General features: G+C 35.3%; 17 protein-coding genes. 3 read left to right on the forward strand and 14 right to left on the reverse strand.

Features of this window, described 5'->3' with window-relative positions; all coding sequences use genetic code 11:
• Positions 1–108 precede the first annotated feature (108 nt).
• From ACKTTZ_RS21310 to atpD, 3 genes are all read right to left on the reverse strand, one after another.
• A complete protein-coding gene (locus ACKTTZ_RS21310) occupies positions 109–927 on the reverse strand; it encodes a hypothetical protein (RefSeq protein ID WP_407846572.1) in 819 nt (272 codons plus the stop codon).
• Between the two features lie 80 nt (positions 928–1007).
• Complete coding sequence (locus ACKTTZ_RS21315; protein ID WP_034697749.1) at positions 1008–1289, reverse strand: F0F1 ATP synthase subunit epsilon; 282 nt, start codon at positions 1287–1289, stop codon at positions 1008–1010.
• 88 nt (positions 1290–1377) lie between these two features.
• A complete protein-coding gene (gene atpD, locus ACKTTZ_RS21320; RefSeq protein ID WP_034697748.1) occupies positions 1378–2886 on the reverse strand; it encodes a F0F1 ATP synthase subunit beta in 1509 nt (502 codons plus the stop codon).
• 288 nt (positions 2887–3174) lie between these two features.
• Here atpD and ACKTTZ_RS21325 point away from each other — a divergent pair, with 288 nt between their 5' ends.
• Positions 3175–4101 carry a bifunctional riboflavin kinase/FAD synthetase gene (locus ACKTTZ_RS21325; RefSeq protein WP_034697746.1) on the forward strand — a complete coding sequence of 309 codons (927 nt, stop codon included), beginning with the start codon at positions 3175–3177 and terminating at the stop codon, positions 4099–4101.
• On the forward strand, positions 4085–5128 hold the full coding sequence (locus tag ACKTTZ_RS21330; RefSeq protein WP_407846573.1) for an acyltransferase family protein: 1044 nt from the start codon (positions 4085–4087) through the stop codon (positions 5126–5128). The genes ACKTTZ_RS21325 and ACKTTZ_RS21330 overlap by 17 nt, the downstream gene beginning before the upstream one ends.
• Positions 5129–5143: 15 nt before the next feature.
• Here ACKTTZ_RS21330 and ACKTTZ_RS21335 read toward each other — a convergent pair whose 3' ends face one another.
• The gene (locus ACKTTZ_RS21335) at positions 5144–5635 is read right to left on the reverse strand and encodes a hypothetical protein (protein WP_034697741.1); all 492 of its coding nucleotides are present in this window, start codon (positions 5633–5635) and stop codon (positions 5144–5146) included.
• A gap of 80 nt (positions 5636–5715) precedes the next feature.
• Positions 5716–6069 carry an MmcQ/YjbR family DNA-binding protein gene (locus tag ACKTTZ_RS21340; RefSeq protein WP_034697738.1) on the reverse strand — a complete coding sequence of 118 codons (354 nt, stop codon included), beginning with the start codon at positions 6067–6069 and terminating at the stop codon, positions 5716–5718.
• Between the two features lie 115 nt (positions 6070–6184).
• Between ACKTTZ_RS21340 and ACKTTZ_RS21345 the strand changes: the two genes are divergently transcribed.
• A complete protein-coding gene (locus ACKTTZ_RS21345; protein WP_034697735.1) occupies positions 6185–6841 on the forward strand; it encodes an NAD(P)H-binding protein in 657 nt (218 codons plus the stop codon).
• Positions 6842–6969: 128 nt separating this feature from the next.
• Here ACKTTZ_RS21345 and ACKTTZ_RS21350 read toward each other — a convergent pair whose 3' ends face one another.
• The 9 genes from ACKTTZ_RS21350 to ACKTTZ_RS21390 all read right to left on the reverse strand — a co-directional run bounded on the left by ACKTTZ_RS21350 (position 6970) and on the right by ACKTTZ_RS21390 (position 16022).
• The gene (locus tag ACKTTZ_RS21350) at positions 6970–7485 is read right to left on the reverse strand and encodes a VOC family protein (protein WP_407846574.1); all 516 of its coding nucleotides are present in this window, start codon (positions 7483–7485) and stop codon (positions 6970–6972) included.
• Between the two features lie 75 nt (positions 7486–7560).
• Positions 7561–8136, reverse strand: a complete 576-nt coding sequence (locus ACKTTZ_RS21355; RefSeq protein ID WP_034697733.1) for a glutathione peroxidase — start codon at positions 8134–8136, stop codon at positions 7561–7563.
• Between the two features lie 34 nt (positions 8137–8170).
• A complete protein-coding gene (locus tag ACKTTZ_RS21360; protein ID WP_034697731.1) occupies positions 8171–8833 on the reverse strand; it encodes a hypothetical protein in 663 nt (220 codons plus the stop codon).
• Between the two features lie 98 nt (positions 8834–8931).
• A complete protein-coding gene (gene kdsB / locus ACKTTZ_RS21365; protein ID WP_034697729.1) occupies positions 8932–9654 on the reverse strand; it encodes a 3-deoxy-manno-octulosonate cytidylyltransferase in 723 nt (240 codons plus the stop codon).
• Positions 9655–9793: 139 nt separating this feature from the next.
• Positions 9794–10780: a phosphatase PAP2 family protein gene (locus ACKTTZ_RS21370; protein WP_051934503.1), complete on the reverse strand. Its 987-nt coding sequence runs from the start codon at positions 10778–10780 to the stop codon at positions 9794–9796.
• Between the two features lie 555 nt (positions 10781–11335).
• Positions 11336–12589, reverse strand: coding sequence for a pyridoxal phosphate-dependent aminotransferase (locus ACKTTZ_RS21375; RefSeq protein WP_407846575.1), 1254 nt, complete (start codon positions 12587–12589; stop codon positions 11336–11338).
• Between the two features lie 22 nt (positions 12590–12611).
• On the reverse strand, positions 12612–13523 hold the full coding sequence (locus ACKTTZ_RS21380; protein WP_407846576.1) for a hypothetical protein: 912 nt from the start codon (positions 13521–13523) through the stop codon (positions 12612–12614).
• Positions 13524–13541: 18 nt separating this feature from the next.
• The gene (locus ACKTTZ_RS21385) at positions 13542–15257 is read right to left on the reverse strand and encodes a phospho-sugar mutase (RefSeq protein WP_407846577.1); all 1716 of its coding nucleotides are present in this window, start codon (positions 15255–15257) and stop codon (positions 13542–13544) included.
• A 63-nt stretch (positions 15258–15320) separates the two neighbouring features.
• A complete protein-coding gene (locus ACKTTZ_RS21390) occupies positions 15321–16022 on the reverse strand; it encodes a GIN domain-containing protein (protein ID WP_407846578.1) in 702 nt (233 codons plus the stop codon).
• Between the last annotated feature and the right edge of the window lie 131 nt (positions 16023–16153).

The following is a 16153-nucleotide window of genomic DNA, read 5'->3' on the forward strand; positions in this document are numbered from 1 at the left end:
GAATTTTCTATAGGTTTGGGCTAAAGCCAGAGGAAAATTAATCTTTAATAAAAAACGGGCTAAAGCCCGTTCCTATTGATAATAGGCTATTCCTTTTTATCAGATAAACTAATTAGGAGTCTCTTTTGTTACAGTACCCACCGACACTTTCTCCTGTATTTTAATAAAATTGGGATCCATAATAGCCATACGCTCAGCAAGTGCTTTATAGGTTGGGAACTTTAAGATAGAAGCTCTTCCGGACATTTCCTTGTATATGGTAAAAGATTTTCCACCTGCTGTTTTTAATTGCTTTGTGGTCGTAATATATCTTCCGATAAGTTTACTCTTAGCATCATAGATTTCAATGTCTATTGTGGTCTTATCCATGATAGTATCTTCTGAGCCGAAACTTACTGGCAAGTTGGTAAAATATCCTACAGGAACACCATTACTAAGAATCTCTCCTACTTTATTCACCTCAATATTCATTTTATCAATTTTCTTTCGGATGGCATACGCATCTTTCGTTTTAGTATCCAGTTTTCTTTTGGGTACATTTGAAAAAAGTTCATCGAGATTTTTTACGTTGATTCCTTTGTTATCAATGATTTTAAGATCTTTAACTGAAGTAAAGACGGCAGATTTTTCTTCTCCGGAAAATGCAGAAGGTGATGAATAATCAATTTCGATTGTTTTATCCCTGTTATATACCCTATTCACACTGATATAGCTGTCCCGGACAGAATCAACGATGCTTTTATCAATGAATTTTATCGTATAGAGCGGAGTCTCTTTTAAATCCATAAAAGTATATTCGCTGGATTTGTTGGAGAGCTTAGCTACCGGAATGCCGTCAAGATTAATAATTCCTCTCTTGGTTTTAATATTCTGAGCATGGAGGAAAACATCCAGAACTGTAAAGAATATGATTATGCCTTTCTTCATACCATCAGACTTTTACATAAATAAAAAAAGTGTAACACAAAGTTACACTTTCTTGAAAATATATTTAGCTTTTCATTTAATTATTCACAAAGGATAATACCTTTATTATGATTAAATTCTACAACACCGCTTTTGATAGCATAAGCAAAAACAGAGTCTTTTCCAGTTTCTTTAGTGAAGTTTTTAGCATAAGCCTCATCAATAGAATTAGCAAAAAGCTTTACATCACCTCCGATTAAAGAAGAAACAATTCCTGCGTGGTTTTTCATGATGTGAAATTCACCATTTTTTCCAGGCAATAATACTGAGTCTACTTCTCCTTCAAAAACTACGTATTCTGGTGTTAAAATTTTTATATTCATTTTAATTTAGATTTGAAGATTTCAGATTTCAGATTTCAGACAACCTTAAAGTCTCATGTCTTATATCTGTTATCTTTATGTCTAATTATTAAGCGTTTTCAGCTAACATTTTTTGTCCTGCTTCGATAGCTTCTTCGATGGTTCCTTTCAAGTTGAAAGCTGCTTCTGGTAAGTGATCTAATTCACCATCCATAATCATGTTGAATCCTTTGATAGTATCTTTGATGTCTACCAATGATCCTGGAATACCTGTAAACTGCTCTGCTACGTGGAAAGGCTGAGATAAGAATCTCTGAACTTTTCTTGCACGGTATACAACAGCTTTATCTTCTTCAGAAAGTTCTTCCATACCAAGGATTGCGATGATATCCTGAAGAGCTTTATATCTTTGAAGGATTTCTTTTACTCTTTGAGCACAGTTGTAGTGATCATTACCTAAAATTTCAGGGTTTAGGATTCTAGAAGTAGAAGAAAGTGGATCTACCGCTGGATAGATACCTAATGAAGCAATCTTTCTGTCAAGTACTGTAGTTGCATCCAAGTGAGCAAACGTAGTTGCAGGAGCCGGGTCAGTTAAGTCATCCGCAGGTACGTATACCGCCTGTACTGAAGTAATTGAACCATTTTTAGTTGAAGTAATTCTTTCCTGCATCGCACCCATTTCAGAAGCTAGCGTTGGTTGGTAACCTACCGCTGATGGCATACGACCAAGAAGTGCAGATACCTCAGAACCAGCCTGTGTAAAACGGAAGATGTTGTCTACGAAGAAAAGTACGTCTCTACCTTGTCCGCTTTCTCCACCATCTCTGTAGTACTCAGCTAATGTAAGACCAGAAAGCGCTACTCTAGCTCTTGCACCTGGCGGCTCGTTCATCTGTCCGAAAACGAATGCAGCTTTTGAATCTTTCATAGCTTCTAAGTCTACTTTAGAAAGATCCCAACCTCCGTTTTCCATAGAGTGCATGAAATCATCACCATACTTGATAATACCTGATTCCAACATCTCTCTCAAAAGGTCATTTCCTTCTCTCGTTCTTTCACCTACTCCGGCGAAAACAGAAAGACCTCCGTGTCCTTTTGCAATATTGTTAATCAACTCCTGGATCAATACTGTTTTACCTACACCAGCACCACCGAACAATCCAATTTTACCTCCTTTTGCGTAAGGCTCAACTAGGTCGATTACTTTAATACCTGTAAATAAAACTTCTGCTGAAGTTGATAATTGATCAAATTTTGGAGCTGGTCTGTGAATTGGAAGACCACCATCCTTAGAAATATCTTGAAGTCCATCGATAGCATCACCAACAACGTTGAATAGTCTTCCGTTTACTGCCTCTCCGATAGGCATCATAATAGGATTTCCGTATCCAATTACGTCTTGCCCTCTTTTAAGACCGTCAGTAGCGTCCATTGCGATACATCTTACTGTATCTTCGCCAATATGTTGTTCTACCTCTAAAACTACTTTTTCACCGTTTTCTTTTGTAATTTCTAACGCGTCATAGATTGCTGGAACAGCTTCCACATCTGTGAAGACAACGTCGATTACCGGACCAATAATTTGAGAAATTTTACCTTTAATTTGGTTTGCCATTGCTAAATTTTTTCTTGGTGCAAATATAGTGATTCTTCATAAACCCGCAATTGGTAAAAAAAAGATTTTTATCATGCTTTTGAAGAGATGGATGAATTGGTGTTTTAATGTGTAATATTCAATATTTATCATTATATTTAACAGCAAATTTGCAATTCACTAATTTGTTATTATTATCATATCATATAATATAGTATTTTTTTCAAAATTTTTCATTTTCAAATTTTCAGATTCCCTCCGTTACATTAAAAATAAAGGTTTTATATTTGCAATCAAAATTTTTCCGTTTTGAAAGTTTTCAAGAATTTTACAGATTACTCCTCACAGAAGCCTCTAGCATTGTCTTTAGGAATGTTTGACGGGGTACATCTCGGGCACAAGAGTATTATCGATGAACTGACTAAAATAGGTACAGAAAATAATCTGGAAACAGCAATCCTTACGTTCTGGCCTCATCCAAGATTTGTTTTTAATCCTAATGAAGATTTAAAACTTCTGAATACACTGGAAGAAAAGAAACAACTGGTTGAGAAATATGGCATTGATAATTTGTTCCTGAAAGAATTTGATGAAGAATTCAGAAATCTGACCGGAGAAGAATTCGTACGTCAGATTTTAGTTGATAAACTTAATGTAAAGTACCTTATTATAGGATACGATCATTCTTTCGGAAAAAATAAAAGTGGAAATTTTGAGCTTCTTCAGAAATTATCAAAAGAACTTGATTTTGAAGTAGAACAGATGGAAGCCATTAATATTCATGAAAATAATATCAGTTCCACAAAAGTACGTAATGCACTGTTAGCAGGAAATGTGAAAGAGGCCAATGAAATGCTGGGATATTCCTACTCTGTTTCAGGAACTGTAGTTCATGGGAAAAAGATTGGGAGAACTATCGGATACCCAACGGCCAATATTGACACTGAATCTATCAAGCTATTACCTAAAAAAGGAGCTTATATTGTAGAAGTATTCGTAAAAGGCAACCAATATAAAGGAATGCTGAGTGTGGGAACCAATCCGACAGTAAACGGAGAAAAACTAACTGTGGAGGTTTATATCCTTGATTTTGATGATGATATTTATGAAGAAAAGATTACGGTAAGTTTCAGGGATTTCCTTCATGATGAAATCAAATTTGAAGGTCTTGACAAGTTGATTGAAAGACTGGATGAGGATAAAAGATTAACACAAATATATGAATTCAAGGAGTAATAATTTTGACTTTCTAAGGCTTATTTTTGCAAGCTTTGTTGTCATTTCCCATTCCTATGCTCTTTCAGGAGCGCCTCATGGTGACCTACTGTCACAACTTACCAACGGTCAGATGGAATTTTCTTATCTGGGAGTTCATGGTTTTTTTATTATCTCCGGATATCTGATTTTTAAAAGTCTGCTTCGCTGCAAAGGTCTTCCCGATTTTTACTGGAAAAGGCTTTTAAGACTTTTTCCGGCACTATTAGTAGTACTTTTTCTTACTGTTTTACTGGCACCTGCAGTGTATGAAAGTACTGTTCCTTACTTACAGAACAAATCTGTTTACACTTATATTCCTCAAAATATCACTTTATTTTTCCGTCAAAAAGGTATTGATGGCGTTTTTGAAAACAATCCTTACAAACACAGTATCAATGGGAGTTTGTGGACTATATGCTATGAATTCAGCATGTATGTCATGGTTTCACTACTCTTCTTTATCCGGGAAAAAACATTTGTGAAAACGGTTGTCATTCTGCTATTCATATCAAGCTTTCTCTTAAGTCTTTTTCATCCCTATTTCCTTCACGGATTATTCATGAAAATGGAGCTGGGAAGTAATCACTTTTACAATCTGATGTGCTTTTTCGTCGGAGGAATGATCATGACTTACCTGAATACCAATAAAAGAACAGAAAATATCCTTATTATACTTTCTTTCGCTGTTCTTATTGCCAGTGTATATTTAAATATTAATCAGTATACCTGCTATATTACCCTGCCTCTGCTGGTAATTCTTCTTGGGAAAAGCTCTACCCGATATCTTAATAAAGTTGGAGATACTATCGGAGATACTTCTTATGGTATTTATATTTATTCTTTCCCTATACAGCAGACGCTGATCTATTTCTTTAAACTGGATACAGCTATGCTATTTATAATTTCATTACCGCTATCTATTCTGTTAGGATATGTTTCCTGGCATCTGATTGAAAAGAAAGCATTAGAATATAAAGATTTATTAACAAGAAAGGCTATTCAGTGAGAATAGCCTTTTAGTTTATTTTAATACTTTTAAATAGATTTTCTGGGTTTCATTGTTCAGTTTCACATTGGGGAACTGTTTGTCATAATCAATGAAGATATCACCTTTCTCATCTGCTTTTCCATTTCCATCCGAATCCCAGCTTATGGTTACATAGTATTTTGCCGGACCAGCAGGTTTTGGATTGATTTTACTTTCAGCATCCTTGGGTACCGGAAGATCAATGGTGAATGGCACAGATTTCTGCTCAAATTCTTTCTCTGTAATTAAGCTGGCAGGAGCATCAGCCAGTTTTTCATCCATCCCATACAGGCTAACCTTCAGTTTTGGATTTTTAATGGTAAAATTCTCCGCCCCTGAAAATTCTATTTTAAGATTTTCAGAAGAAGTTTCAGATGTTGAAACTGCTGGAGACGGATTTTCAGCTGTACTTTTGTTTTGTGGCTTGGTGCAGCTTGACAACGTTATTGCCCCTACTGCTAAGAATAATAGAAGATGGTTTCTCATTTGTTATTTATTTTATTATTAAAATTTATATTTCACTGATGAAAGATAACAAATACCGTACCTCAATATTTTCTTATCTTCTATAGAGAATTCACTTCATTCTGTGCTTTCTTGGTCAGGGATTTAAAAACCAGATCATAGGAGTGGTCAATAAGTTTAAAGATCAAATCTCTTTTCAATCCATCTATTGCTACAGAATTCCAGTGGGTTTTATTCATATGATAAGCACCTGTGATCTGAGGATATTGTTCGCGAAGTTCTGCACTCCATTCAGGATCAGTTTTCACATTTACTGATAACGGTTGTCTTTCAAGCCCCATCAGTAAAAATATTTTGGTATCTACTTTCAGCACAAGTGTTTCGTTATCAAATGGAAAACTTTCCGTAACTCCTTTTTTGGCAAGACAGTAATCTAAAATTTCGTTGGCATCCATGTTCTATATGAGTAATAAGTGATAAGTAATGGGTAATGATTAAATTAATTCTTGAATCTTTAATTCAAATTTAGTAAATTTAAGAAAGAAATAATCTCACAAAATCGCAATTATTATGAAAGCTCTGGTAATAGGTGCTACAGGCGCTACAGGAAAAGATCTGGTGAATCAGTTACTCAATGATAAAGAATTTGATGAAGTGGATATTTTTGTCAGAAAACCTGTTGATATTCAGAATAATAAACTCAAAGTTCATGTGGTGAATTTTGAAAAGCCTGAAGAATGGAAAGATATGGTGAAGGGAGATGTGGCATTTTCGTGTCTGGGAACTACCTTAAAAGATGCCGGAAGCAAAGAAGCTCAGAAGAAAGTAGACTTTGATTATCAGTATGAATTTGCAAAAGCCGCAAAAGAAAATGAGGTGGAAGATTATATTCTGGTATCGGCTTATGGTGCAAATCCGCAGTCTAAAATTTTCTATTCTAAAATGAAAGGTGAACTGGAAGAGGCCGTAAAACAATTGCATTTCAACAAGATTACCATTTTTAAACCGGGAATGCTTGAGCGAAAAGATTCTGAGAGAACCGGAGAAGTTTTAGGCAGCCGCATTATTAAATTTGCTAATAAACTTGGGCTGTTAGAAAGTCAAAAACCTTTGCCAACAGATATTTTAGCAAAGGCTATGATCAATTCTTCGAAAATAAAAAGCAATGGCTATTCGAGTATCAAGCTGGGGAACATTTTCTGCTTTGCAGAGAAGAGTAATGAATAATTCGGGAGCGGGGTAATTGGTTCGGGATGCGAGATGCGGGGTAATACGTCTCGTTTTAAAGAGGGGAATTTCCTTAAAACCCAAACCCTAAGCCCCTGCTACCTGCTACCTATCATCTATTACCTATTCTATTTAGTTGTTTTACTTCCCATTTTCTGGCCTAATTTTTCATATTCAATATCATTGGGCTCCCATAATTCTATTTTATTGCCTTCAATATCCATGATATGGACAAATTTTCCATATTCATAAGTCTCGATTTTATCAACTACAGTTACATTTTCTTTTTTTAACTGCTCAACCAGTTTTTCAAGGTTATCCACTCTGTAATTGATCATAAAATCTTTCTCAGAAGGCTGAAAATATTTTGTTTTTTCACTGAATGGACTCCACTGGCTAAATCCTTTTTTAGAATTATCCGCACCCTGGAACCATTCAAATACAGCTCCATATTGATTGGTATTAAGTCCCAGATGACTTTCATACCATTCTCTCATTTTCTTAGGATCTTTACATTTAAAAAAGATTCCGCCAATACCAGTAACTCTTTTCAAATCATCAGAGTTATTTTCCGTAACAGCCTTAAAAGCAAATCCTAACATAAAAGAAGCCAGGATACAAAGGGTAAAAATTATTTTTTTCATAGGGAGCAATTATTAGATTTAAAAATAAAAAAAGTGGATGTAAACACCCACTTGTAAAAATATAGTTTTTTATCTTTATTTCAGATACTTTGTAATAGCTACATCCGTAGGATTTGTAGTGCTTACAAAGGTGTCAATCAATTTTCCGTTTTCATCTACCAGAAATTTCGTAAAATTCCAAAGGATGCTTGTATTTTTTACTCCGTTCAGTTCTTTCTCTGTTAAAAATTTAAAGATAGGTGCTGTATCATCGCCTTTTACAGAAACTTTGGCAGCCATCGGGAATGTTACGCCATAATTTTTCTGGCAGAAAGCCCCAATTTCAGTATTGGTTCCGGGTTCCTGTCCTCCAAAGTTATTGGCCGGGAAACCTACCACTACCAATTTATCTTTATATTGTTCATATACCTTTTCAAGATCTGCATACTGTGGGGTAAATCCACACTCTGAAGCTGTATTGACAATCAGGATTTTTTTTCCTTTGAAATCTGCAAAATTGATTTCTTTGCCATCAAGACTTTCTACTTTGAAGTCATAAATTGTTTTTCCCATAAGTTCTGTGGTTTTAGCTTTAGAAATTTCACTTTTTTGGTTGGTGCAGCTTTGCAGAAATGCCATGAAAGAAAGCAGCAGTAAAAAAATCTTTTTCATGTCTTATAAGTTTATGCAGAGAACTGCAGTTGAATTAAAACTTAAAAATATTAGCCGGGAATACTTTATTGATGTCTACTCTGTTTAATAACATCACATAATCTCCATCTTTTTTAGCACTTGAAGATTCAATTCTGAAAGGCATTACAATGTTTCCCACTTTTTTAAAATCAGAATAGATCAATGTTTCATCTTTTTTCACTTCCTTGATCAACATATAAGTTTTTGTATCAAAATAATACATATTCTTATTTACATTCTTGGTAAGTTCTACCTTATGGCAGTAGATCTCTCCTACTTTTTCTTTTCCAAGATATTTGGCATCAAATCCTTTATTTTCCCAATCAATGAAGTCATTATCAAAGCTTTCCGGCACATATTCAGGATACTCCTGAAGCTTGTTGGCGGCATAATTCATTGCATACCCTTTGGTACCGTCAAAACCTTCAATTGCGGTTTCTTTTCCTCCGGTAGTAATCAATGTTTTAGTAAGATTTGGACGTTGCTGGAAAATTCTTATCGGATATTCATCTTTAATTCCCAAGATTACTTTTCCCTGAAGCAATACTGAGTTTAACAGTTTCCAATTGGTTAACCCTCCGGATAATTCAATGTTTTTGTCAATAATTTCCTTTGCGGTCTGTCCGAATATCACGTGTGAAAATATCAGTCCAAATACTAATAATAACTTCTTCATTAATTTTATTTATAAATTCAAATATAGGGGGATTTATGTAAAATTGCAAAAACGCAAAACAACTAAAAGGCTAATTTGTTTTGCTGATTTTTTTGATTTTAAATTAACTTTCGGGCTTTTTCAAGATCTTCCGGAGTATCAATGCCTACTCCTACGAAATTGGTTTCTATCATTTTGATTTTCATTCCATATTCAAGATAACGGATGCATTCAATTTTTTCTGATATTTCCAATGGTTTCATAGCCAGCTTTGAAAACTGCAATAAGGCTTCTTTCCTGAAAGCATATACTCCAATATGTTTAAAATAGCTTACATCATAAGAAACTTCTCTGTGGAAAGGAATTACGGAACGGCTGAAATACAAGGCAAAACCATTATTATCAGTAATTACTTTTACATTATTCGGATTTTCAATTTCCTCTTTTTCATGCAGTTGTATTTTTAAAGAAGCTAGAGAGATTTCCTGTTGGTTATCATTTCTGAAAACTTCAATCAGCTGACGTAAAGGTTCTAACTTAAGGAAAGGCTCATCTCCCTGAACATTGATCACGATATCACAGTCTATATTCTGTACTGCTTCAGCAATACGGTCGCTTCCGGTCTCGTGCTGTCCTGTCATTACGGCTTTTCCTCCGTTTTTTACGATTTCATCAAAAATAATTTCAGAGTCTGTGGCTACGAATACTTCGTCAAACAGTCCGGTTTCCACTACATTCTGATAGGTTGTGGTAATCACGGTTTTTTCTCCTAAAATCTGCATTAATTTCCCTGGAAAACGGCTTGCTTCGTAACGGGCAGGGATGACAGCGATTATTTTCATTTAATACAATATTAAGTAATTCTTTTTAAATCAGGAGGTTTCATTCCGGCATGTATAAAAGTCCGAAAAAACCTTTTATCCTGAGACCAAATGTAGTGAAAAGTATCTTATTTCCTCTACAAAACAGAGATTTCAGAGTTTAAAAAGAGAGTTTTACGCCTACCATATTGTATTCCCATTGTCGGGATGCAGTGAAGTTGAGACTATATTTTGTCTTTCCTATTGTTCCTTCTGAAGAAGTATATCTGCTTTTTGAGATGGTTTTTCCTATAAAATATCCCATTAATAGAGCCAGCGGATAGTCTGAAGCCCAGTGAACTTTGCTTTGCATCATTTGAAAGCATAATGCTCCTGCCAGTGTATATCCTACAGGTTTGATCCATTTTGCATCCGGATAGTTATCTGCAATCACAGTGATCCCAGCCATGAAAGTGGTTAAATGTCCGGACGGCATTGCATCGTAATTCGAGGTATTTTTACTGAATGCAGAGAAACTTGGAAACGGATTCCATGCGCCTCCTTTATGTCCATATTCTTCAGCAATAAACGGGCTTTCTCTTCCGGTAATTCTTTTAAGGGTTTGAGTGAAAACTCCGGAAAGAATTAAACTTTCCATCAAACCGCTCGCTGTGGCCTGTGCTCTGTAATCATTTTTAATCAATCCATACGTTCCGAAACCAATACCTAATAATACTAATGTAGAACCATTTCCTATAAGATACAGAGTAGATCCGATATCCTTAGGGATTTTAAAAACTCCTCCTACTTTGTGATAGTTGTTATCTTTATCCATTCCCCATTGTTCAGCCAGCTCTCTTGAGTTGTCTATCAGTTTCTGATCAAATGGCAGAAGAATCAGCGTAGCGGCCACAGCTCCTCCCAGATAATAAGCATGATCTTTGGCTACAAAGTCTTTATTGGTATTGATAAAGTTTCTGGGTAATTTGGTTACAAAATCCAATAATTTAGGTTTCGGATAGGTGCGGACAGATCCGTCTTTTAAAGTGTAGGTTTGTACTTGTGGTAATTCGAGTTCCTTGGGAAGCTCCTTTACCTTCAGTGTATCAACCTCTTGTGAGCATACCAGTATTGAAACTGGTAAGAGTAGAAATCTCAGTTTTTTCATCGTGTAATTTTCGACTTTATTATATTCAGGTGTGTAAAAGTCTCAAAGATAATTCCTTGTTAAGTATCGTACAAAGTGATTATTTAACTTTTAATATTTATTTAATTTTTTAATTAATAAACGCAACTTTAATTCAAATATTTGATCAGAAAAATAATTCCATACATCCAGGAGATATAGAGAAAAGAGTAAAAAAGTCCGAATCCAAAACTTTTTAGCAAATTGCCCTTGCATTTTCCTGAGTTTTTGAAAACCAATCTGAAAGCTCTGAAAAAAATCCAGTACAAAGTAGCTCCTAATAATAATACTGACGACCAAAAGAAAAGACCAAAAAAGTAGGAAAGAAAAATGAGTAGAATTGAAATTACAATAATTGCCAGCGTTGAAAAAAACACATATTTTGTTTTAAGAAAAGATTTGCACGGAATTTTCATGGTTTTATAGGGTGTGTAAAAACGCTTCGACTCCGCTCAGCGTGACATTGCTAATACTAAAAGATATATTTTAACGATGTCATGCCGGACAGAGTCGAAGCATTTATATTTTATGTAAAGATTACTTTAATTTGTTCAAAGCACTTTCCAGTTTTGGAAGCATTACTTTGATCTCATCTACAGCTAATCCTCCTACAGAAGCACGGAACCAAGGTTCAGTTTTTTCTTCTCCGAAGGCTGAGAATGGTACTAATGCCACTCCTGCTTCATTAATTAAATAGAATACCAGGTCTGAAGAGTTTTCAAGTACAGCTCCGTCTGGTTTTGTTTTCCCAATATAGTCTAATTTAATGGTAAGATAAAGAGCTCCCATTGGTTCAATACTGTCAACAGAAAGTCCTTTTCCTTTTAAATCCTGAACTCCGTTGTGAAGTACTTTTAAGCTGTTTTCAAGTTTAGCTTTAAAATCATTCACGAAAGTATCTACATTCTCTGAATTTTCATAGAATTTAGCCGTTGCTTCCTGCTCTGGTTTTGGTGCCCATGCTCCAACGTGAGTAAGAAGCGCCTTCATTTTATCAAGGATATGAGCAGGCCCGAATCCCCATCCAACACGTACTCCTGTTGCTGCAAGGCATTTTGAAATACCGTCGATATAGATGGTATAGTCTTTCATTTCAGGGAAAAGAGAAACCGGATCTACATGCTCAGCACCGAATGTAAGGCAAGAATAGATCTGGTCATACATTAAGTATAGCGGTTTCTGATCTTCACCTCTTTTTTTGTTTTCAGCAATTACGAGTTCACAGATCTCAGAAAGCTGTTCTTTTGTAAACATGGTTCCTGTAGGGTTCAATGGAGAACACAAAGCTAATAACACAGCTCCATCCAAATGAGGTCTTAAATCATCAGCAGTCGGAAGGAAATTGGTTTCAGGCTTTGTTTTTACTTCTACAGCATTGGCTGAAGTAAGGTAAGCATAGTGATTATTGTTCCAGGATGGTGTAGGATATACTACTTTATCTCCTTCATCTACGATCGTTTTGTATACGGCATAGATCAAAGGTCTTGATCCTGCAGTAATCAGAATATCTTCAGGAGAATAGTCAAGATTCCATCTTTTTTTAAGGTCTTTGGAAACTTCTTTTCTTAAAGATAAAAGTCCGTTGGCAGGCGGATAGTTCGTCAGATTATTCTGATATGCTTTCTGAATCTCTTCCTTCAGTAATGCCGGAATAGGATAGATATTAGAATTCAGATCACCAATAGTAAGATTGGCAATTTCCGCTCCTTTTGCTTTTAGATCATTTACTTCGTTACCAATTTTTACAATTTCAGAACCGATCAGGTTCGCTGCTAATTTTGAAACTTTCACTTTTTCTTATTTTAAATTTATATTATCGTTCTCCATGAATCTTCTCATATATTTGATCTACCGGTGTTTGCGCATCAAAAAGGGTGATTACTTCTTTTGCTTTTTTTGCCGTGTTGGAATTCGGATATTTTTTAATCATCCTGTTGAATTCCGCTCTGTTTTCATCGTTTAGTTTTCCGGTTCCTTTGTCCTGTTCTCTTTCGTAAGTGGGTGTATTATCCATTCCTAAAAGATAATCGGACAAATAGTAGTTATAGTCTTGTCTTACAGTCTTTATCAGCTTGCTATCAGGATATTTATTCATGAAATTCTCCCAGAAAATCAATCTATTACCTAATTGTTCCCAGCTGATTATCAATCCTGCATCTGCTGCATAATTGGTTTCACTCTCTTTATCAGTTTGTGAAATATAAGCTTCATAATCCGGAGTTACTTTATTCTTAAAAATAGAAGGATAATATCCCGGAATGGTCCATATTTCAGTTATTCCTTCTCCTACTTCTCTGAATTCAAGACCTGCTTTCTTCAGTTCTGAGGCTATTTTTTTAACGTTATCCGGAAAGTTGTACTGATCCTTATCATAGTTATAATAATTCACATATTTATCCAGGACATCAGTATGAAGGTTCATCAGACATTCTGTATACTTTCCTCTTATTTTTAAATAATTTTCGTATACTCTGTCGTTCTGTTCCGGCCTGTTAGCTGCCATCTCTTTTTCGATTTTGGTACGATACCATTGAAGAGATGTGATATAATCCTCCGTTTTGTTAGCGGATGAACAAGCTGTGTCTATGGGTTTGTACTGATCTTCTTCGAATTCAGTTTTGGTAATCGAATCGTTTACCTGTTTTACTTCTGAAACTGCAGTTTCCTTTTTACAGGAAACTACAGCTGCAGAGAGTATGCATATTGCTATAATTCTTTTTATCATCTGCTGTATTTCAGCGCATTAATCCAGTTTCAAATCTGTTTTAACTGCTCCTATTTTAGCTTCCAATGATTTTAATTTGTCTCTGAAATCGGCTTCTGAAGTAATGGAATCCTTCACTGAAACATAGAACTTGATTTTTGGTTCTGTTCCTGAAGGTCTTACACATACTTTTGTTCCATCCTGTGTGTAATAGATCAAAACATTAGACTTCGGAATATCATTCATTACTTTTTTCTCGTTGGTAGAAACGGTAAGGCTTGTCTGTTCCTTAAAGTCTTTCACTTCTTCTACTAATGAACCAGCCAGTTCTTTCGGAGGATTCTCACGGAAGTTTTTCATCATATTCTGAATTTCTTCAGCGCCTTCTTTTCCTTTTCTTACGATATTGATCAATCCTTCATAATACATTCCAAGGTCTTCGTAGATCTCGATCATGTACTGATACATAGTTTTTCCGTTGGCTTTGCACCATGCAGCAATTTCACAAGCTACAAGGATACTTCCACAAGAGTCTTTATCACGCACGAAATCTCCGGTCATGAATCCGAAACTTTCCTCACCACCGCACACAAATTTCTGTGTTCCTTCTGCTTCGCGGATCATTTTTCCGATCCATTTGAATCCGGTAAGACCTACTTTACATTCTACTCCGAATTTCTGTGCAATATCAAAGAATATATCGGAAGTTACGATTGTAGAACCGATGAACTCTTTTCCGGTAATTTTCCCTTGTTTTCTCCACTCATTCAGAATATAATATGTAAGGATTGTATTGGTTTGGTTACCGTTTAATAATTGCATTTCACCATCAAGGTTTCTTACTGCAATCCCTAATCTGTCTCCGTCCGGATCTGTTCCGATCACGATATCCGCATTGGTAATTCTTGCCAGATCCATTGCCATTTCCAAAGCTGCAGGTTCTTCCGGGTTTGGAGAATCTACGGTAGGGAAATTTCCACTTGGGATCATCTGCTCTCTTACAAGATCTATTTTTTTGAATCCTGCTTTTTCTAAAGCTTTTGGAATGGTAGTATAGGTTGTTCCGTGGATAGAGGTGAAAACAATATTTAAATTTTCTTTTCCAACATTCTGATACGTAGAATTTTCAATACAAGCATCGATGTAAACATCATCCTGCTCCTCTCCGATCCATTCGATCAGATCATCATTTCCGTTGAATTTAATTTCCTCAAATTTTACAGAATATACTTCATTGATAATGGCTTCATCATTAGGTGGAACAATTTGTGCTCCGTCATTCCAGTATACTTTATAACCATTGTATTCAGGCGGGTTGTGAGAAGCTGTCAATACAATTCCTCCATTACATTTTTTATCACGTACCGTGAAAGACAATTCAGGAGTCGGTCTGTGATCTTTGAAAAGCAGTACTTTAATTCCGTTGGCTGTTAAAACATCTGCAACCAGTTTCCCGAATTCTTTTGAGTTATTACGAACATCATAGGCGATGGCCACTTTGATCTCTTCTCCTTTGAACTGCTGAAGCATGTAGTTGGCTAATCCCTGAGTAGCCTGTCCTAATGTATATTTATTTAAGCGGTTGGTTCCTACCCCCATTATCCCACGCATACCTCCTGTACCGAATTCCAGTTCTCTGTAGAAAGAATCTTCCAGTTCAGGGGAATTGCTGTCGATCAACGTCTGTACAGCATCTCTTGTTTCTTTATCGAAGGTATCACTTAACCAAAGTTTCGCTTTTTCTAGTGTATTCATATTTGTATGTTGTTCTTTTATAGTTTGTAAAGTTCCTAGTTTCTAGTTTAAATAATGCTGTTTTTAATCCAGCTTTTTGTTTTCTACCTTTGTCGTTTTATCAATTTTGAACGCCCTGATCGGATCGTTGTAATAAATAAATTTTGCAGTATTCTGTATATGTCCTTTTAAAGAATCTTTTATATTTACTTCTGCATAATTTCCGTTTTTAGAATCAATATTCAGATTGGTAATTTTCCAGTAAGGAGCAATTAAACTTGCTGTATCTGAAATCTTTATAACCGCATCTTTAGACAATCCCAAAAAGTTGGCGCGGCTTCTGTTATGCATTTCTACTTCTGCTCTTCTGGTATTCACAGATCCCATGAAGCTTGCATTATTTTTCATATTAAGTCTGAAATTGTCTGTTTTGATTTCACTTGAAATATTAACTTCCACAGAATCAGAAACAGCAACTTTTTCCAGATTATATTTGGAATAAATCGTTACATTATAAAAATCTACCCCTTTTGTCCCTCTTTTTTCTTTAATGAAAAGGGTTTTGTCTTTTACATCCACATCCAGATTGCTTGCTACATTCGGATAGGTTTCTATTTCTACAAAATTTTTCGGACCTCTGGCATAAAATACACGGAATTTACCTTCCAGATCAAGGTTGACGAATTCCGATACATCCACATCTTTCTTTTCAATATTTCCTTTTGGAGATACTTTTCCACAGGAAACCACTGCTACCAGCATTAATGTGTATACAATTTTTTTCATATTTAAATTTAAATATTCTATAATTACAAATCGTAACGATTTTTACTGAAAATCTCTGAAAGCATTTCTTCATGGCTCTTACAGGACTTTCAATATTACTTTGAACAAAAATAGGATTAAAATTTCTAAAA

Origin of the sequence: Chryseobacterium sp. KCF3-3 (genome assembly GCF_045865955.1) — a bacterium.
Classification (GTDB): domain Bacteria; phylum Bacteroidota; class Bacteroidia; order Flavobacteriales; family Weeksellaceae; genus Chryseobacterium.